This window comes from Paraburkholderia sp. SECH4 (assembly GCF_030511745.1).
In the GTDB taxonomy this organism is placed as follows: domain Bacteria; phylum Pseudomonadota; class Gammaproteobacteria; order Burkholderiales; family Burkholderiaceae; genus Paraburkholderia; species Paraburkholderia madseniana.
Window position 1 is genome coordinate 56,561 of record NZ_JALOCP010000027.1, and the last position, 18,780, is coordinate 75,340.

General features: G+C 60.1%; 18 protein-coding genes. 12 read left to right on the forward strand and 6 right to left on the reverse strand.

Features of this window, described 5'->3' with window-relative positions; genetic code table 11:
* Positions 1 to 80: 80 nt before the first annotated feature.
* From poxB to M0D67_RS29360, 6 genes are all read left to right on the forward strand, one after another.
* Positions 81 to 1,817 carry a ubiquinone-dependent pyruvate dehydrogenase gene (poxB, locus tag M0D67_RS29335; protein WP_266240677.1) on the forward strand — a complete coding sequence of 579 codons (1,737 nt, stop codon included), beginning with the start codon at positions 81 to 83 and terminating at the stop codon, positions 1,815 to 1,817.
* A gap of 9 nt (positions 1,818 to 1,826) precedes the next feature.
* A complete protein-coding gene (locus tag M0D67_RS29340) occupies positions 1,827 to 3,218 on the forward strand; it encodes a cytochrome ubiquinol oxidase subunit I (protein WP_171928144.1) in 1,392 nt (463 codons plus the stop codon).
* A 16-nt stretch (positions 3,219 to 3,234) separates the two neighbouring features.
* Positions 3,235 to 4,221 carry a cytochrome d ubiquinol oxidase subunit II gene (gene cydB, locus M0D67_RS29345; protein WP_171928145.1) on the forward strand — a complete coding sequence of 329 codons (987 nt, stop codon included), beginning with the start codon at positions 3,235 to 3,237 and terminating at the stop codon, positions 4,219 to 4,221.
* 149 nt (positions 4,222 to 4,370) lie between these two features.
* Positions 4,371 to 5,114, forward strand: coding sequence for a (Fe-S)-binding protein (locus M0D67_RS29350; RefSeq protein WP_171928146.1), 744 nt, complete (start codon positions 4,371 to 4,373; stop codon positions 5,112 to 5,114).
* Positions 5,111 to 6,487: a lactate utilization protein B gene (locus M0D67_RS29355; protein ID WP_266240678.1), complete on the forward strand. Its 1,377-nt coding sequence runs from the start codon at positions 5,111 to 5,113 to the stop codon at positions 6,485 to 6,487. The genes M0D67_RS29350 and M0D67_RS29355 overlap by 4 nt, the downstream gene beginning before the upstream one ends.
* Positions 6,484 to 7,077 (forward strand): LUD domain-containing protein, encoded by a 594-nt coding sequence (locus M0D67_RS29360; RefSeq protein ID WP_171928148.1) that lies wholly within the window; start codon positions 6,484 to 6,486, stop codon positions 7,075 to 7,077. Before M0D67_RS29355 ends, M0D67_RS29360 begins: the two co-directional genes overlap by 4 nt.
* Positions 7,078 to 7,170: 93 nt before the next feature.
* Here the strand turns inward: M0D67_RS29360 and M0D67_RS29365 are convergent, their stop codons facing one another.
* Together M0D67_RS29365 and M0D67_RS29370 are read right to left on the reverse strand one after the other, a co-directional pair.
* On the reverse strand, positions 7,171 to 7,911 hold the full coding sequence (locus M0D67_RS29365; RefSeq protein ID WP_154561142.1) for a response regulator: 741 nt from the start codon (positions 7,909 to 7,911) through the stop codon (positions 7,171 to 7,173).
* A 225-nt stretch (positions 7,912 to 8,136) separates the two neighbouring features.
* Positions 8,137 to 8,919 (reverse strand): SDR family NAD(P)-dependent oxidoreductase, encoded by a 783-nt coding sequence (locus M0D67_RS29370; RefSeq protein WP_266240679.1) that lies wholly within the window; start codon positions 8,917 to 8,919, stop codon positions 8,137 to 8,139.
* Between the two features lie 121 nt (positions 8,920 to 9,040).
* Between M0D67_RS29370 and M0D67_RS29375 the strand changes: the two genes are divergently transcribed.
* Positions 9,041 to 9,940, forward strand: a complete 900-nt coding sequence (locus M0D67_RS29375; RefSeq protein WP_266240680.1) for a LysR family transcriptional regulator — start codon at positions 9,041 to 9,043, stop codon at positions 9,938 to 9,940.
* 1 nt (position 9,941) lies between these two features.
* Here M0D67_RS29375 and M0D67_RS29380 read toward each other — a convergent pair whose 3' ends face one another.
* A complete protein-coding gene (locus tag M0D67_RS29380) occupies positions 9,942 to 10,901 on the reverse strand; it encodes a LysR family transcriptional regulator (protein WP_168435734.1) in 960 nt (319 codons plus the stop codon).
* A gap of 130 nt (positions 10,902 to 11,031) precedes the next feature.
* Between M0D67_RS29380 and M0D67_RS29385 the strand changes: the two genes are divergently transcribed.
* Positions 11,032 to 12,198 (forward strand): mandelate racemase/muconate lactonizing enzyme family protein, encoded by a 1,167-nt coding sequence (locus M0D67_RS29385; RefSeq protein ID WP_054033760.1) that lies wholly within the window; start codon positions 11,032 to 11,034, stop codon positions 12,196 to 12,198.
* Positions 12,199 to 12,202: 4 nt separating this feature from the next.
* Here the strand turns inward: M0D67_RS29385 and M0D67_RS29390 are convergent, their stop codons facing one another.
* Positions 12,203 to 12,364 (reverse strand): hypothetical protein, encoded by a 162-nt coding sequence (locus M0D67_RS29390; RefSeq protein ID WP_154561138.1) that lies wholly within the window; start codon positions 12,362 to 12,364, stop codon positions 12,203 to 12,205.
* On the opposite strand from M0D67_RS29390, the gene dctA reads away from it, so the two are divergent.
* Together dctA and M0D67_RS29400 are read left to right on the forward strand one after the other, a co-directional pair.
* Complete coding sequence (gene dctA, locus M0D67_RS29395; RefSeq protein WP_266240681.1) at positions 12,363 to 13,718, forward strand: C4-dicarboxylate transporter DctA; 1,356 nt, start codon at positions 12,363 to 12,365, stop codon at positions 13,716 to 13,718. The genes M0D67_RS29390 and dctA overlap by 2 nt on opposite strands.
* Before the next feature lie 472 nt (positions 13,719 to 14,190).
* Positions 14,191 to 14,562 (forward strand): hypothetical protein, encoded by a 372-nt coding sequence (locus tag M0D67_RS29400; RefSeq protein WP_054033757.1) that lies wholly within the window; start codon positions 14,191 to 14,193, stop codon positions 14,560 to 14,562.
* Positions 14,563 to 14,656: 94 nt separating this feature from the next.
* Here M0D67_RS29400 and M0D67_RS29405 read toward each other — a convergent pair whose 3' ends face one another.
* The gene (locus M0D67_RS29405; RefSeq protein ID WP_266240682.1) at positions 14,657 to 15,058 is read right to left on the reverse strand and encodes a hypothetical protein; all 402 of its coding nucleotides are present in this window, start codon (positions 15,056 to 15,058) and stop codon (positions 14,657 to 14,659) included.
* Between the two features lie 93 nt (positions 15,059 to 15,151).
* Positions 15,152 to 15,913 carry a CerR family C-terminal domain-containing protein gene (locus M0D67_RS29410; protein WP_266240683.1) on the reverse strand — a complete coding sequence of 254 codons (762 nt, stop codon included), beginning with the start codon at positions 15,911 to 15,913 and terminating at the stop codon, positions 15,152 to 15,154.
* A 109-nt stretch (positions 15,914 to 16,022) separates the two neighbouring features.
* Here M0D67_RS29410 and M0D67_RS29415 point away from each other — a divergent pair, with 109 nt between their 5' ends.
* Both M0D67_RS29415 and M0D67_RS29420 read left to right on the forward strand, forming a co-directional pair.
* Entirely contained in the window at positions 16,023 to 17,165 is a 1,143-nt protein-coding gene (locus tag M0D67_RS29415; protein ID WP_233468985.1) for an HlyD family secretion protein, read from the forward strand.
* On the forward strand, positions 17,101 to 18,768 hold the full coding sequence (locus tag M0D67_RS29420; protein WP_216674343.1) for an MDR family MFS transporter: 1,668 nt from the start codon (positions 17,101 to 17,103) through the stop codon (positions 18,766 to 18,768). The genes M0D67_RS29415 and M0D67_RS29420 overlap by 65 nt, the downstream gene beginning before the upstream one ends.
* The last annotated feature ends 12 nt before the right edge of the window (positions 18,769 to 18,780 follow it).

Sequence of the window (18,780 nt, forward strand, 5' to 3'; positions counted from 1 at the left end):
GACGTATCCTCCGTCGCGAACCGACGTCGAGACGGGCACGTGCGGGCAATCAGTCGATCTTTATTTATTGGAGAATTGCAATGTCGATGACCGTAGCGGAGCAGTTTGTCGAGGTACTGGTGGCGGCAGGCGTCAAGCGGGTGTACGGCATCGTTGGCGATAGCCTCAACGGCTTGACCGACGCGATCCGCCGTCACGGCGGGATCGAGTGGATCCACGTGCGGCACGAAGAAGTTGCCGCGTTCGCCGCGGGTGCCGAAGCCCACCTGACGGGTTCGCTCACGGTCTGTGCCGGCAGTTGCGGGCCCGGCAACCTGCATCTGATCAATGGCCTTTTCGACTGCCATCGCTCGGGGGTTCCAGTGCTGGCGATCGCCGCGCATATTCCGTCTCGGGAAATCGGCAGCGGCTACTTTCAGGAAACCCATCCGGAGTCGTTGTTCAAGGAGTGCAGCCACTATTGCGAACTGATCTCGAGCGCCAACCAGATGCCGCGCACGCTCGAGACCGCGATTCGCGAGGCGACCGGCAAGCGCGGCGTGGCGGTGGTCGTTATCCCGGGCGACGTCGCGTTGCAGCAGGCGGTTGATGCGCCACCGCCCTCGGCCTTGGGTCTGTTGCCGCCGCAGGCAGTCGTCACGCCGGCCGAAGCCGATCTTGACCGGCTGGCCGCGATGCTCAACGGGCAGGGCCGCGTGACCATGTTGTGCGGGTCGGGTTGCGCGGGTGCGCATGATGAGGTGGTGGCGCTGGCCGAGCGGCTCAAGGCACCGATCGTCCATGCGTTGCGCGGCAAGGAGCACATCGAATGGGACAACCCGTACGACGTAGGCATGACCGGCCTGATCGGATTCTCATCGGGCTACTACGCAATGCTCGATTGCGATCTGCTGCTGATGCTGGGAACGGACTTTCCCTATAGCCAGTTCTATCCTCGCAAGACGGGCACGCGCATCGTCCAGATCGACATCCGCCCTGGTAATCTCGGGCGCCGCACGCCGATCGATCTGGGCATTATCGGCGACGCGAAGGCGACGCTCACGGCGCTCATGCCGAAACTGCAGGAGAAGACCGACACCGCGCATCTTACGCAGGCGCAGCAGCATTACCGGAAGGCGCGCAAGGATCTCGACGCGCTGGCGCAGACCAGTGCCAGGAAGTCGTTGATCCATCCGCAGCAGGTTGCCAAAGCCATCAGTGACCATGCAACGGAAGACGCGGTGTTTACCTGCGATGTTGGCTTACCGACGGTATGGGGCGCGCGCTACCTCGCGATGAACGGCAAGCGCCGGCTGATAGGGTCGTTCTGGCACGGCTCGATGGCCAACGCCATGGCGCAGGCGATCGGCGCACAGGCGGCCTTTCCCCACCGCCAGGTGATCTCCATGTCGGGCGACGGCGGTTTCGCGATGCTGATGGGCGATTTCCTGAGCCTTGCGCAACTCGGCCTGCCGGTCAAGGTGGTGGTCTTCAACAACGGCGCGCTCGGCTTCATCGAACTCGAACAGAAGTCCACATCGTTCGTGCCGATCGGCACCGAGCTGAACAACCCGAATTTCGCCGCGATGGCCGAAGCCGTAGGTATCCGCGGTATCCGCCTTGAAAAGCCAGACGATGTCGAGCCCGGCATCGCCGCGGCGTTCGACCACAACGGTCCGGTGTTGATCGACGCGGTTGTCAACCGGATGGAGCTGGCGATGCCCCCCGCGGTCAACCTCGAAATGGCAAAGGGGTTCTCGCTTTATATGGTCAAGGCAATCCTGAACGGACAAGCGGACCAGGTGATCGATCTCGCGCAAACCAACCTGTGGCGCTAGGGGAGTGAAATGGACACCACCGCGCTCATGCTGTCGAGACTGCAATTCGCCTTCACCGTATCGTTCCACATCATCTTCCCGTCGTTCACGATCGGACTGGCGGCGTGGCTGACGGTACTCGAAGCGCTGCATCTGATCACCGGGCGGCCCGCGTACCGCCGGGTATTCGACTTCTGGCTGAAGATCTTCGGGATCGCATTCGGCATGGGCGTGGTCTCCGGGATCGTGCTGGCTTTCGAGTTCGGCACGAACTGGAGCGAACTCTCGCGGCTTTCGGGGCCGATTCAGGGGCCGCTGTTGTCCTATGAGACTTTTACGGCCTTCATGCTGGAGGCGTCGTTTTTCGGCGTGCTGCTGTTCGGCAAGAGCAGGGTGAGGCCGGGCTTCTACCTGTTTTCCACCGCGATGGTGGCGCTCGGCACAACGCTCTCGGCGTTCTGGATCATGGTGAACAATAGCTGGATGCAGTATCCGGTGGGCTACATCATCCAGGGTGGCGTCTACGTGCCGGACGACTGGTTGAAAATCATCTTCAGCCCGGTTGTCTGGGTGCGGTTTCCTCATATGTTGCTGGCGGCTTACGTTACTGGAGCGTTTTGTGTGGCCGCGACCGGTGCGTGGTACACGCTGCGCAGGATGTGTCCCGCCGAAGCGCGCATCATGCTGCGCATGGGTCTTCTGCTCGCGGCGATCCTCGTACCGGTTCAACTGCTATTCGGACATCTGGTCGGCGATTATGTGCACCGCTATCAGCCCATCAAGTTTGCAACGATCGAGGCGCGCTGGCACGACGAACAACCCGCATCCGAAGTTCTGCTTGCGTGGCCCGATGCCGCCCACGAAAAGAACGACTATGCGATTTCGGTGCCGGTGCTGGGCAGTCTGATTGGGTCGATGACGCTCGATTCGAAAGAGGTCGGTCTCACCGACTTCCCACGCAGCGAGCGTCCGCCGATCGTCATTCCATTCTTTGCGTTCCGGGTCATGGTGGGATGCGGTCTCATCATGCTGCTCGTTGCGTGGGGCGGCACCTTGCTATCGCTCAAGGAGCGCCTGCTGCAGCGGCGCGCGTTGCTGTGGACGGTATTCCTGTGCTTTCCGCTGCCTTTCATCGCGACGCTCACCGGCTGGTTTACCGCGGAGGTGGGACGGCAACCGTGGACCGTCTATGGGCTGCTGCGCACCGCTGACGCGCTTACGCCGTTCCTGACGCCGCGCGCAGCCGCGGGTTCGTTGCTGGTCTTCTGTGCGACCTACGTCTTCATCTTTGCCTTTGGCACGTTCTACATTTACAGGCTGCTCAAAGGGGGACCTGCCGAAGATCTGCTGCACACGCCGCCTGCTGCCTTGCCGAACCGTCCGCTTTCAGTGGCGGCGGATCTGTCGTCGACGGTCAAATGATCTGGGAGACGCTCAAATGATCCTCTACTGGTCGCTGATACTCGCCTTTAGCATCTTGCTGTACGTATTGCTTGACGGTTTCGACCTCGGTGTAGGCATCCTGTTCGGCCTGACCCGGGACGAAACACGCCGGCGTCATATGCTGGCCGCCGTGTCGCCGCTGTGGGACGGCAACGAGACCTGGCTCATCGTAGCCGGCGTGGTGTTGTGGGGCGCATTTTCGCAGGCTTACTCGTTGCTGGTCTCCGCCTTCTATGTGCCTGTGATGCTGATGCTCGCCGGCCTGATCTTTCGCGGTGTCGCCTTCGAGTTCCGTGGCAGGGCTCGCCGTACGCGGGCGATCTGGGACGTTGGCTTCGTATTGGGTTCGCTCGTCGCCGCCTTCATGCAGGGCGCAATGGTCGGCGCGCTGGTCAAAGGGCTGCCGGTCGTCAACGGCCACTTTACCGGCGACGTCATGACGTGGTGCAGCAGTTTCTCGGCACTGTGCGGTGTGGCGTTATGCGCCGGCTACGCTCTGCTCGGTGCGAGCTGGGTTGTCAGGAAATGCGAGGCAGACGCGCGCGACGCTGCGTATCGTGCGATTGCACCCTTGCTTCTGGTGGTGCTCGTTCTGCTGATCGTGCTGTTCTTTCATGCACTTCATGAAAACCTCGCGATCATGCACCGCTGGCTCGATCGCCCCTATCTTTTCCTTGTACCGTTGATCGCGCTCTGCGCCATCGTAGGCACTCTGACGGGCGTCAGACGGCGCCGCGACGACCAGCCGTTCCTCATGATCGTGCTGCTGTTCATCTGCGCGTACGCGATGCTGGCTATCTCGTTCTGGCCGTACATGGTCCCGTTCTCGCTCACTGTGGCAGCCGCCGCGAGTCCGCATGCCAGCCTGGCCTTCATGTTCTGGGGAGAGGGTCTGTTCATCTACCCGTTGATGCTGGGCTATACGGCCTACAGTTATCACGTCTTCAAGGGCAAGGTCGACCTGACTTCAGGGCACTACTGACACGCGGATGGAAGCGCCGCGCCGGATTACGGATGTAACCCAACCTGTGTGATTTGCAATCTGGCGGCAACCGCAGGCCAGGAAACTTGAGCACAAGACGAGTTCAGCCGCTTCATCCCACTGGAATTCATCCCGCCACCGGAGACACCATGAAAGTCGCCTTGTTCGTTCCATGTTTTATCGACGCCTTCTTTCCGGACGTCGGTGTCGCAACACTCGAGCTTCTCGAGCGTTTTGGTTGTGATGTCGACTTTCCACTCGAACAGACCTGCTGCGGACAGCCGATGGGCAATAGCGGTTGCGAGAAAGACGCTGCTGCCACTGAAGCGCTGTTCGTCAAGAACTTCTCCGGCTACGACTACATCGTGGCGCCGAGCGGAAGCTGCGTGCATCACGTGCGCGATCATATGACGGCCGTCGAATCGACAGCGCAAAGCAGGGCAGTGCGTGCCAATACCTACGAGTTAGTCGAGTTCCTGCACGACGTGCTGAAGGTCGACGCGCTTCCGTGGGCCGAGTTTCCGCATAAGGTCGGGCTGCACAACAGTTGCGGAACGCTTCGATCGTTGCGCACCGCGAAGATGTCGGAGATTGAGGAGCCGTTCTTCTCGAAACCGCTATCGCTGCTGAAGAAGGTCAAGGGTATCGAGTTCGTTATGCCTGCCCGGCCTGACGAATGCTGCGGATTCGGCGGCACGTTCTGCGTGACTGAGGAACCCGTCTCTGCGCGGATGGGCCAGGACAAGGTGCGCGATCACAAGCAGGCCGGCGCCGAATACATCGTATCCGCCGATTCGTCGTGCCTGATGCACCAGAAAGGCTGCTCGGAACGGCTCGGCCTTGATCTGAAGTTTATCCATATCGCCCAGATTCTCAATGGAGCCCGCTCATGAAACGTGTCGACCACGTAAAGGCGTCGCGCGAATTTATCGCCGACGAAAAGCACATCGAGTTCCACGACAAACGCCTGTGGACCCTGCGCACCTTGCGGGACGAGGCCGCGCACGGCATCGAAGAATGGGAACAATTACGCTCGCTTGCATCAGGGATCAAGGAACATACGCTGACGCACCTCGCCGACCACCTCGAAGAATTCGAGCGCAACGCGACGAACAACGGCGTGATCGTGCACTGGGCGAAGGATGCGGAAGAGCACAATCGCATCGTGCACGAGATTCTCGAAAGCCACGGCGCGAAGACGCTCGTCAAAAGCAAGTCGATGCTGACGGAAGAATGCGGAATGCGCGAGTACCTCGAACCGCGCGGCATCACGGTCGTGGAAACCGACCTGGGCGAACGGATCCAGCAGCTCGATCACCAGCGCCCCGCGCATATCGTCGTGCCGGCGGTTCATAAGCTTGCATCGGACGTCTCCAGAGTGTTTGCGAAGACACTCGGAACCGACCCGGACAACGACGACGTGCATTACCTTGCCGAAGCGCAGCGCGATGCGACCCGGCCGCTGATCCTGAACGCCGAAGCCGGGATGACCGGCTGCAATTTCGCGGTCGCGGAAACAGGCGGTATCACGGTGTGTACGAACGAAGGCAATGCCGATCTCAGTGCAAACGTGCCGTCGCTGCATATCGCATCGATCGGCATCGAGAAGGTGATTCCGAAGCTCGAGCACCTCGGGGTATTCATTCGCATGCTGTCGCGCAGCGCACTCGGCTCGCCGATCACGCAGTACACATCGCACTTCCGCGGCCCGCGCAGAGGCGGCGAAATGCACTTCGTGCTGGTCGACAACGGCCGCTCGGCACGGCTTGCAATGGACGACTTCTGGTACTCGCTGAAGTGCATCCGCTGCGGCGCCTGTATGAATACGTGTCCGGTTTACCGGCGCAGCAGCGGCCTGAGTTACGGCGGAGTCTACTCCGGGCCGATCGGTGCGATTATCAATCCGACCTTCGATCTGAAGAAATACAGCGCGCTGCCGTTTGCTTCGACGATGAACGGTAGCTGCACGAACGTCTGCCCGGTCAAGATCAACATCCACGAACAGATCTACAAGTGGCGCCAGATTGTTGCCGAGCAGCATGAGCTGCCGTTCGTGAAGACGCAGGCAATGAAAGTCGCGGGGAAAGTGCTGGCCGAGCCGGCACTGTACCGCGCGGCGATCAAGGCAGCGGACACCGCCGTTGCCAAGTTGCCGCGTGCCTTCATCTACAACCCCTTTAATGCGTGGGGCAAGCAACGGGAAGTGCCGGACGCGCCCGAGCAAACCTTCCGCGACTGGTACCTGAAAAACAGGAAAGCAAAATGAGCAGCCGAAACGCTATTCTCGCAAGTCTGCGCAGCGCGCAGCGCACGCCGGCCACGCTACCCGACGTGCCCATGTTCGATGCCGGCCTGCCACCGGCACTGGAAAAATTCAAGGAAACGTTCGCCAGCATGGGTGGCATCTGGGCGGACAGGTCCCCGGACGGTGATCTCGAAGCGCAGATCCGCGCGCGCTTTCCGGACGCGAAAGTGATCTGCTCGGCCGTGCCCGAAGTGGCGGGTACCCGACGCATCGAACAGGTCCGCGATCCGCACGAACTGAACGACGTCGATGTCGGCATCGTCCGGCCGCTGTTTGCGGTCGCCGAAACCGGGTCGATCTGGCTCAGCGAAGCGCAGTATCAGGTCAATGCGCTTGGGTATCTGTCACAACACCTCGTTGCGTTGCTGGATCCTGCGGACATTGTCGGTAATCTGCACCATGCGTATCACCGGTCCGACTTCTTCGCTGCGAATTACGCGGTGCTGATGAGCGGACCCTCGGCGACCGCTGACATCGAGGGTGTCCTGATTCGCGGGGCACAGGGGATTCGGTCTTTAACGGTGATTCCGGTGGCGCGTGGGGCAGGCTGACGGAGGCTGGCGCGCGTGGATGCTCTCGTCTTCATATGAACGTTGATCCGGCAGTGCGCGCAAAGCCCAGCAGTTATGGCGGCAGGACGGCGCTTATGAGGCCGCTGCGCTCAGTTTGTCGACGCTCGCTGCGAAGATGTAGCCGGCGCCGCGTTCGGTCTTGATGTAGGCAGGATGCGATGGATCCTCTTCAATCTTGCGGCGCAGCCGGAGAATCTGGACATCGATCGACCGGTCGTACACGTCGTCGTAAAGCCGGCTCGCTTCGAGTAGCTGCTCGCGCGTGAGAATCCGGCCCGGAGAAGCGAGAAACGCGTTGAGCAGGCAGAACTCGCCATTGGTCAGCTCGACGCGCTTGCCGTCCGGCGATGTCAGCCGGCGCGTGCCGATATTCAGTTCCCATCCGGCGAAGCGGTACGCGCGCGCGTCGACCTGACGTCCTGTCAGCGACTGCGTGGCCGCTGTGCGCCGCAACACCGTGCGGATGCGAGCCAGCAGTTCGCGCGGGCTAAATGGTTTGGTCAGGTAGTCGTCGGCGCCGAGTTCGAGTGCCATGACGCGGTCGGCCTCGTCGAGGCGGCCTGATACAACGATGATGGGCAGCGATGACTGCTCGCGTAGCCGACGCGCGATTTTCATCCCATCCTCGCCCGGCATCCGCAGATCGAGTACGACCAGGTCGATCGCGTATTCCGCCAACGCGGCGGTCATTTCCTGGCCGTCGGCGGCGACGGTCACCTTTAAGTCGTTGTCCGTCAGATACTCGCAAATGAGATTGCGAATGGCTGGATCGTCGTCCACTGCAAGCACATGTGGAAGATTAGACTCGCTCATCACCGGAAGCCTCGTTGCAAAGCGGGAACGCGGCGCTGTCGTGCTGCCACGTGCGGTGGACTAGCGATCGCCCGCCGGATGGCACATTATAGCGACGGATTGACGCGAGCACAGAACCCGTCGCGGACCGGGCCGAGCGATGGTCCGCCGGCATCACGAACCCGTGCGTTAAAAATGGGTGCTACCTGCTAATGTCGAGCGGCCATCGATCCGGCGCTGAAAAAATCAGACTTGCACGCGTCCACCATCAACGAACAGTTCTATCCCGGTGATATAGCTGGCATCGTCGGAGGCGAGAAAGGAAACCGCCTTGGCGATTTCATCGGTGCTGCCGACACGGCCGAGCGGTGTCGTCTCGGCAACCTCCTTGCAATAGGCTTCGATCTGTTCGTCGCTCAGCTTGAGTTCGGTCTTGTAGGCAGGCGTGACGACGACACCAGGCGCGACCACATTGACGCGGATGTCTCGGCCTTTGAGATCCGATGCCCAGGTGCGTGCGAAGGAGCGCAATGCAGCCTTGGTGGCGGCGTAGACACCGAACGCCGGTACACCTTGTGCCGATGTGATCGATCCTGTAATCACGATGGCGCTGCCGGCCCGCATGAGCGGCAATGCGCTCTGCACGGTTAGCAAGGTGCCTTTCACGTTGATGTCGAAGTACTTGTCGAATTGTGCTTCGGTGATCTGTCCAAGCGGGGAGAACTCGCCGCCGCCCGCATTGGCGAAGAGAATGTCTATCCGTTGATGTTCCGCAGACACCGCGTCGACGGCTCTCTTAAGGTCTGCGGCCGACGAAATGTCGCCACGAATCGCGCGTGCCCCGTGCCCGATTTCAGATACCGCCGTGTCCAATTCCGCCTGGCGTCTACCGGTGATAAACACCGTTGCACCTTCGCGAGCGAGGCGCTTGGCGGTAGCGAGGCCGATTCCGGTGCTGCCGCCGGTTACGAGCGCCACCTTTCCCGCATGCTTGGTCGAATGGATGTTGTCGTAGAGGGACGTTGTCATTTCAGGACTCCTGGTTCATCTGTGGATTAATGAGCCCAGCTTAGTTTAAACACCCATGCAGATAAATATGTATATTGTGGTTTATCTATTCACTGGGATGGATAATCGACGAGGTAGATCCATGGACCATCTGCAGGCCATCCGTATTTTTGTTCGCGTTGTCGAGACAGGAGGCTTCGGGCGGGCAGCCCTTTCTCTGAATATGCCCAATGCCACGGCGAGCAAATGGGTCCAGTCACTGGAAGCGCATCTTGGCGTAAAACTGCTGGAGCGAAATACGCGGCGCGTCAGCGTGACGACCTATGGCGCTGCTTACTATGAGCGCACTCGGCAACTCCTCAGCGAACTCGATGACATAGAGGCTACGCTGGGTCGGGAGGAGGCGAGCCCGCGTGGAGTGCTGAGAGTCGATGCTGGCGGATCGACTGCAAGCGGCATTCTCATTCCCGCGTTGCCAACCTTTCTCGAGCGTTATCCGGACATACAGGTTCAACTAAGCGTCACGGACCGTACCGCGGATCTTGTCGCGGAAAACATAGACTGTGCAATTCGAAGTACAGCCGACGATCCGGATCTTGTGACGCATCCGATCGGGAAGCTTGCGTGGACCACATGTGCGAGTCCCGCGTATCTCGCGAAGTACGGCACACCGAAACATCCACAGGAAATCGTGGATAACAACCTGCCTGTTGCGGGATATTTTTCTGCCAGTACGGGTGTGACACAGCCCCTTATGTTTCGCAGGGGCGAGGAGACGATCACGCTTGGCCGCGTACGCAATGACGTTCTTGTCAGCGAGAGCAATTCGCACATTGCAACTGCACTGGCCGGTTTGGGGATCGTCCACACGTTGGACTTCATGGCTCGCCCGTTCATCAAGCAGAGGAAACTTGTACCTATTCTCACGCGATGGCGACCGAACCCGCTTGAGGTCTATATCGCGTATCCGCCTAGCCGACGATATAGCACCAAGGTGAGGGTGTTTGCGGATTGGGCCGCTGCATTGTTCGCGTCTGCGTGACTTATGACTTGCGGCCCGTTTTCTTTTTTTGATCATAGATCGAAGCACCGGTTTCGACAGGTATAAACGGTGCTTGAAAGCGATCGATCAGAAAGTCGATGAATGCGCGGGCGCGGGCCGTCTGGTTTCGCTGGCTCGGATAGTAGACGAAGAGGTCGGCTGAGGGCAGCACCGTTTCCGGCAAGACCAGTTTGAGCCGCCCACTTTGGACGTATTTCGCCAGATCCCATTCGGAACGAATCAATATCCCATGCCCGTCGAGTGCCCACCGCAGCACGATATCGCCATCGTTGCTCGATAGCGCGCCTTTGACTTTCAACGCTTCGGTGTGGTCCCCCTGCATATACCGCCACACGCCGTAGGCATCATCGTTTTGCCGATGAATGATGCAACGGTGCCGAACGAGATCCTCTACGCACTCCGGTGTCCCGAAACGCTCGAGGTATTTCGGGGAGGCGCAAAGAAAGCGACGATTGCTCATGATGCGCCGGGCGCTAAGCCGGCTGTCAGGGAGTTCGCCAAAACGAATCGCCATATCGAAGGCCTCCTCCACCAGATCGATGGGCCGGTCGGTCACCTCAAACTGGATCTCCACGTTGGGAAAACGCTTCGCGAATTCGGACACAAGCGGCGCGATGGTCGTGCGCCCGAAGCCGAGCGTCGCATTGACGCGTAGCAGTCCGTGGGGATCGGATCGAGCCCCCGATATCTCGTCCTCCATCTGCCGGACTTGCCCGACGATCTGTGTCGCGTAGCGCAGGTAGGTCTCGCCCTCGGGCGTCAGGCTGACACTCCGCGTTGTCCGGTTGACTAACCGCGCCCCCAGTCTTTGTTCCATCAGCCCCAGGCGTTTGGTCGCGGCCGGCGGGGTGAGATCGAGCGCCCGCGCCGCTCCCGACAGGCTTTTGAGTCTGGCGAGGAGGATGAAAAACTCGAAGTCGGATGCTGAGTCAGTCGTCACTTCAGTTGTTCACCAAAAGTAAAAAATGAAATGAATCCAAGTGAATTCTAATCCCTCCTTTCGCGGATAAGCTAGTTTCCATTGCAGCCGGACGCATGCAAAACGTGCCCAAAACTCAGGAGACACCGTCATGAGAATCGTTGAAATCCGCGAAAAAACTGTTCCGATCAGCTCCCCGATCCGGAATGCCTACATTGACTTCAGCAAGATGACGCTGAGTCTCGTCGCCGTGGTGACGGATGTCATCCGTGACGGAAAACCGGTCGTGGGTTACGGCTTCAATTCCAACGGCCGCTACGGCCAGGGCAAGCTGATGCGCGAGCGCTTCATTCCGCGCATTCTCGAAGCCGATCCCGCCACGCTCGTCAACGATGCCGGCGACAACCTCGATCCGCACAAGATCTGGGCGACCATGTTCACGAACGAAAAGCCGGGCGGTCACGGCGAGCGCTCGGTCGCCATCGGCACGATCGACATGGCGATCTGGGATGCGGTGGCGAAGATCGAAGGCAAGCCGCTGTTCCAGTTACTGGCCGACCGCTACGGTAATGGCCAGCCCGATCGCAAGATCTTTGTGTACGCAGCCGGCGGTTACTACTACCCAGGCCAGGACCACGAGAAGCTGAAAGACGAAATGCGCAGCTATATCGACCGAGGCTATACGGTTGTGAAGAAGAAGATCGGCGGCGCTTCGCTCGATGAAGATCTGCGCCGCATCGACTCGATCCTGAGCGTACTTGGTGACGGCCAGAAACTCGCTGTCGATGCCAATGGCCGCTTCGACCTTGACACCGCGATCCAGTACGCGAAGGCACTCTCGCAATACGACCTGTTCTGGTACGAAGAACCGGGCGACCCGCTCGACTACGAATTGCAGGCGACGCTGCGCAACTACTACGACAAGCCGATGGCAACTGGCGAAGACCTGTTCTCGATGCAGGACGCACGCAACCTGATCCGTTACGGCGGCATGCGTCCGGATCGCGACTGGTTGCAGTTCGACTGCGCGCTGAGCTATGGCCTGGTGGAGTATCTGCGCACGCTCGACATGCTGCGTCAACACGGCTGGTCGCCGAGCCGCTGTATTCCGCACGGCGGACACCAGATGTCGTTGAACATCGCGGCCGGACTCGGTCTGGGTGGCAATGAATCTTATCCGGACCTGTTCCAGCCTTATGGCGGCTTTCCCGACGGCGTGAAGGTGGAGAACGGCTTCATCACCATGCCGGATCTGCCTGGCATCGGCTTCGAAGGAAAAGCGGATCTTTTCGCCGAAATGCAAAAGCTGTCCGCATAAGCCTTCAAACGGCAAAACGCGCCGACAAAAGCGTCGGCGTAGCGTTCATAAGAATAGACAAAAGGAACGCACGCGAAATCAGTCCGTGCTCGCCGCAGCGGTAGATCCCGCTGCGGCGGCTGGTGCTGAATTTCATTAAAAGATGCCACGCATAGGAGACAGTCATGCGGGTTTCAAAGATCGGAAAATCTCTTTCCAAGCTCTACGTACAGGTTCTGATTGGCATTGTTGCCGGCGTCCTCGTCGGCCATTTCTATCCTGACATCGGTTCTCAGCTCAAACCTCTCGGAGATCTGTTCATCAAGCTGATCCGGATGCTGCTTGCGCCGATCATTTTCGCGTCTGTTGTCGTCGGCATTGCCCGCATGAACGACCTTCATGCGGCCGGTCGCGTTGGCGTCAAGGCGGTTGTTTACTTTGAAATTGCATCGACGATTGCGCTTGCTGTTGGCCTTGTAATCGTGAACGTCATCAAGCCGGGCAGTGGGATGAACATTGACCCCGCGCATATCGACAGTTCGGCCATTTCCAGCTACACCCATGCGGCACAGCAGCACGGCATGCTTGAGTTCTTCATGAGCATTGTTCCGAACAGCATTGTCGGAGCGTTCGCAAATGGAGATATCCTGCCCATCATCTTCTTTTCGCTTCTGCTCGCCATCTCTCTCGCCAGGCTTGGTCCCCGCACTGCGCCGTTCGTCGACATGCTCGACATGTTCCTTCAGGGCATGTTCGGCGTCGTGCGAATCGTGATGTATGTCGCGCCCATCGGTGCCTTTGGCGGCATGGCATTTACCATCGCGAAGTACGGAATTGGCACGCTGGCATCGTTCGGCCAACTGATGCTGTGCCTCTACCTGACCTCGATCTTCTTCGTGGTGGTTGTGCTTGGTTTTGTCATGCGGATGAGCGGACTGTCGCTGTGGAAGTTTCTCCGCTACATCAAGGACGAGATCTTCATTACTCTCGGTACCGCTTCGACTGAAGCGGTGCTCCCGCAGATGCTCATCAAAATGGAGAAGCTGGGGTGTTCACGCCCCGTGGTCGGGATGGTGCTGCCTACGGGCTATACCTTTAACGCCGATGGCACGGCGATCTACCTGACCATGGCCTCAATGTTCGTTGCGCAAGCGATGAATATCCACTTGACGATCGGCGATCAGTTGCTGCTCCTCGGTGTGTTGCTGCTGACATCCAAAGGGTCTGCGGGTGTGGCCGGAGCCGGATTCGTCGCGCTGGCTGCCACGCTGGCCTCGATGCACAAAATCCCGGTGTCTGGACTGGTGCTGCTGCTAGGCGTCGATCGCTTCCTCAACGAAGCTCGTGCCGTCACAAACCTGATCGGCAACGGGGTAGCGACGATTGTCGTCGCTCGATGGGAGGGGGCGCTCGATATGAACAAGGCCCGCGCGATGCTCAACCGTACCGACATGAGCATCGATCCGTTGGAGTCCGCCGACGAGACGCCGGCGGATCGGACGCCTCCGAAAGACGCTGTTATTCGGCCCCACACGCATTGAATCGTCGAGGCAACTTGATGCTGAGCAGATTCCTTCGCCGCGAGTAGCGCAACGCTGACGCAAGCACTCGTAGAAACACATCCTTGGCGTATGGCCGATCCATGCACGTCGTGCGGTTTTCGCCCCCAAAACACCTCGGCATGTTCCTACAAGCGCTTGCGGCAACCGTCTACGAAAAAACGCGAACGGTAAGACTGCGGAGACAGAGAGGGTGATCCCGGCCGAAGCATGTAGACCCGCGCTCTGTGACCTCGAGATTCTGTCATCAACCGTATAACGAATTTATAAAACCGAGGGGTGTGTACCGTAAATTCAGCATATCTAAGCGCATGTCTCGCCATTCCACTCGACCCACATACCTTCTTTATCAAGAAGCCCGCGCTTTATACAACGGCTTTAGATACAGCTCGATATCATCGCTCCGCTTGACGCCGCTGCTTCACAGCCAGGCGTCATTCTTCGGAGAAAAATCATGTTTGAAATTGGAAAAGAGTATTCCCGGGAAGACATTCACAGGGTGACGGGAGGATGCAAGCAGGCATTCTTGCCTACGAAGGGCGGCAAGGTCGTCGCTGCGCGATTGCGTCAGGACCTCAACCCCTATGCGCCGGATGTGATCGTCTGCGATAGCAGCGCCGCTGCACGTGCGGCCGGCCGGACGCTCGCGCGACAGACCGAGCCGCTTCCAGTTTTTGTCCGAACAGCAACTGACCGATTCCGTTACATGGGCGAGTACGTCACCGATGAATCGTTCACTGCTCCGCTCGACTACGCCAAATACGTGCAGAACACCGGATTTACGCTTGGTCAGATTTCACGCGTGATCAAGATGAAACGCCGTTGATCTCTACGGCGTTTTCGATTCGTAATCGTTCTTTCGCCGGCTGGGTTGTTGCTCGCACCCAACCGGCGATCATCAATGACGCGACAGACAGCGCTCACTCCTCGCACTTCACATCCTGCCGTCGCACGACGATGATCACCGGGTAGGTGCCGTGCTCGAGTTCCACGCGCGCAACCACGGCTATCGTCGCATTGTCGACGTCGTCGTACACGCTGACTTTTTCATTCCGAAGGTTTGTCACGCCGGTACAGGCTGACGCGCGACCTTCGTCGGAGATCTTGCATTGAATCGGGTTGTCAGCAACGAAGCGATATTTGTCCCGGTCGGGGGTTGAAAGGTATTCACGAAAGCTCTGCGCCGATCCACCGACGCCGGTGACATACCCAATGGCGCACTGCAGTTTGGGTGCGTCGCTGCCCCCGGATGTTTGGGCGGTTGCGATCGTGCTTGCGGTTGCAATGACCGCGGCGAGTGTCAATGCAAGGGGATATCTCATGGCGCAAATCACCGTTGTCGGTTCGAAGTGCTGGATTGTAATGGCATCTTGCCCAACGGGTTCGAAAGCGTTGATGCGTGCGCCGGCGTGAGATCACTGCTGCTTGCGCGGCTTTCCTTTACCCGTGGTTTGCGCGGGGGGCGTGCGCCCCTCGTCACGTTCCCGGCTCCAATGCTCGAGCAGCGTGCGAGTCTGATCGCGGACGGTCGACGTGAGCAGTGCCGCCTTCTCTGCGTCGATGCTCTTCCAGCCGAGCATCGACAGCTTGGACGGATGCGCGAGGTGAAAAATCACCAGTTGCCCATGCAGGCTGAAGGTGCGGATCAAGGTGACCGGATCGTCGGCTGCACGCCCGGAAATTCGCGCCACTAGCGCCACGCTGACATCGTTGAGCGGCTGGCGAATCCGGCAGCCGAAAATCTGCATGGCACTCTGAGGTTCGTGTCCCGCCTGTTCGCGCGCAAAGAACATCCGCCGGCCGGGCTTGCTTGCCTTGACGAAAGCGCTGTGCGCGATCGCTGTCTGAATACCGATGAAGGCGTCGATCAACGCCGGGGTGTCGGCGTTTTCACGCAGCGCTTCCTGCGCGTGTTCGATGGCCGGGCCGAATGTCTCCCATGCGTCGTCGGCGAGCATCTCGACACATGCGCGATACACCCCTTCCTTATTCTCGAAGTAGTACTGCAGCGCGGGCGCGTTGACGCCGGCGCGGGCCGCGATGTCGCGTGTCGACGCGCCCTCGAAACCGTGTTCGCCAAACAGTTCGATCGCCGCCTCGATGATCCGGTGCCGCGTTTCGTCGCCGCGTGCATAGCCGCCCTCCGGCGAGCGGCGCAGCTTCTTTGCGGTGCTCATGCCTCTTTCTCCATTGCGCGTATTGCGGGAATTCGTAAGAAATATATCACTTGACACAATTTGATCAACTGGAATAATTGTGCCACCTGGAAACAATTGGACCGATACGATGTCAGCGACCGCAGGCTCTCCCTCCCGCCCGATACCCGCCGATGATTCGCCCGCAGCAGGCGCGAGGCGTCCCAGCCGGCGCACGGTGCTGATCGCGCTCGGCGTCGTCGCGCTGATCGTCGGCGCCGTCTGGCTCGCCCGCTGGTGGGCCGTGGGCCGCTTCATCGAAAGCACCGACGACGCCTATCTGCAGGCCGACAGCGTCACCGTGGCGCCCAAGATCGCCGGCTACGTTACGGAAGTTTACGTCGCGGACAACCAGGTCGTGAAGCCTGGTGATCCGCTTGTCCATCTCGACGCCCGCCAGTATCAGGTCGCGCTCGACCAGGCGCGGGCCACGATCGATGCGCGCAAGGCCGACATCGAACGCGCGCAGGCCGACATCAAACAGCAGCAATCCAACATTGCGCAGGCCCAGGCGCAGCAACAGGTGGCGCGCGTGAGCGCGCAGCATGCGAGTGACGAAGTGCGCCGCTACGCGCCGCTCGTCGCCACTGGCGCTGAAAGCAGCGAACGGTTGGCGGAATTGACCAGTAGCCGCGACCAGGCGAATGCCACGCTCGCCGCGAATGCGGCGGCGGTCGAGGCAGCACGCTCGCAGATTGGTTCGGCCACCGCGCAGCTCGCGCAGGCGCGCGCGCAGCTCGAAGCCGTCCAGGCCAGCGCGCAGCAATCGCAACTCGATCTCGACAACACCGTGGTGCGCAGTGTCCTCGGCGGCAAGGTCGGCGATCGCACCGTGCGTGTGGGTCAGTACGTGCAACCCGGCACGCGGATGCTCACGGTCGTGCCGGTCCAAAGTACCTATTTGCTGGCGAACTTCAAGGAAACGCAGGTGGGCGGGATGCGCATCGGTCAGCCGGTGGAAATGCACGTCGACGCGTTGCCCGGTCATACGCTGCACGGCGTGATCGACAGTTTCTCACCCGGCACGGGCTCGCAATTCGCGCTGCTGCCGCCGGAAAATGCCACCGGCAACTTCACCAAGATCGTGCAGCGGGTGCCCGTGCGGATTCGGATCGACACGGGCACGGAGACGCGCAGCGTGCTCTTGCCGGGGCTGTCGGTGACCGTGGATGTCGACACGCGTTCAGCGCGTGATCGTGACGCACGCATCGATAGCGAGAATCATCGTGGCTGAATCGGGAACCGCAACTCCCGCCTCCGCGGCGCCAGCCGCACCGCGTGGGGAAGAGCGTGCCAGCGTCGGCGACTGGATCGCCGTCGCCGCAGGCGCGCTCGGTGCCCTGATGGCGACGCTCGACATCTCGATCACGAACTCCGCGCTGCCGCAGATCCAGGGCGAAATCGGCGCCACCGGTACGGAAGGCACCTGGATTTCGACCGGCTATCTGATGTCGGAAATCGTGATGATTCCGCTGGCGGCATGGCTTACGCGCGTGTTCGGCCTGCGCAATTTCCTGCTGACGAATTCGGCACTTTTCATTGCGTTCTCGATGATGTGCGGCTGGTCACACACCTTACCCATGATGATCGCCGGCCGCATCGGCCAGGGCTTCACGGGTGGCGCGCTGATTCCGACGGCGCAGACCATCATCCGCACGCGCCTGCCGCTATCGCAGATGCCAGTCGGCATGACCATGTTCGGCTTGATCGTATTGCTCGGGCCGCTGCTTGGACCGGTTGTCGGTGGCTGGCTCGCGGAGAACATTAGCTGGAGCTGGTGCTTCTTCATGAATCTGCCGATCTGCCTTGCGCTGATGACCCTGTTGATCGTCGGTCTGCCGTCAGACCGGCCGCACTGGGAAGCGTTTTTCAAGGCGGACTGGCTCGGCATCGTGGGTCTCGCGATCGGCCTCAGTTCGCTCACGGTGGTGCTCGAAGAAGGCCAGCGCGAGCGCTGGTTCGAATCGTCGATGATCGTGATGCTCACCTGCGTGTCGGTCTTCGGCATGATCCTGATCGCCGCCTCGCAAATGACCGCGAAGAAGCCGATCGTGCGCCTGAGTCTGATGCGCAACCCGAATTACGCCAGCGTGATCGTGATCGTGTCCGCGGTCGGCGCAGCGCTCTATGGCGTGTCGTATCTGCTGCCGCAGTTTCTCGGGGTGGTCGCGGGCTACAACGCCGAACAGTCCGGCGCGATCATGCTGCTTTCCGGGCTGCCCGCCTTCATGATCATGCCGATCCTGCCGCGGCTGCTTGGCAAAGTCGACTTCCGCGTGCTGGTGATCACCGGGTTGGTGTTGTACGCGATCAGTTGCATGATCGACATTGAGTTGACGGCACAGAGCGTCGGGCACGATTTCATCTGGTCGCAACTGATACGCGGCACCGCACAGATGCTCGCGATGATGCCGCTCAATCAGGCGTCGATGGCGGCCGTGTCGCGCGAAGATTCCGGCGACGCCGCCGGTCTCTACAACATGGCGCGCAATCTCGGCGGGTCGATCGGCCTGGCGATCATCGGTACCGTGATCGACCGGCGCACGACCTTTCATACCGCGATGATCCGCGAGTCGGTCAGTGCAAATTCGCTGATCGGCCAGGAGAGCCTGGCGGCGAACGCAGCGAACTGGTTCGCACATACGGGCGACATGGCGTACTCGCAGGTGCGCGCGCTTGGGCAACTCGGCGCGCAGATCCAGCAGCAGGCCATCGTGATGACCTATTCGGAAACCTTCTATCTGCTCGGCATCGCGCTGATCGCCTGCATTCCGCTTGCGCTGCTGCTGAAAACACCCAGCCGGAATGCACCGCCGCCTTCTTCCGCCGGACACTAATGTCTTTTCATC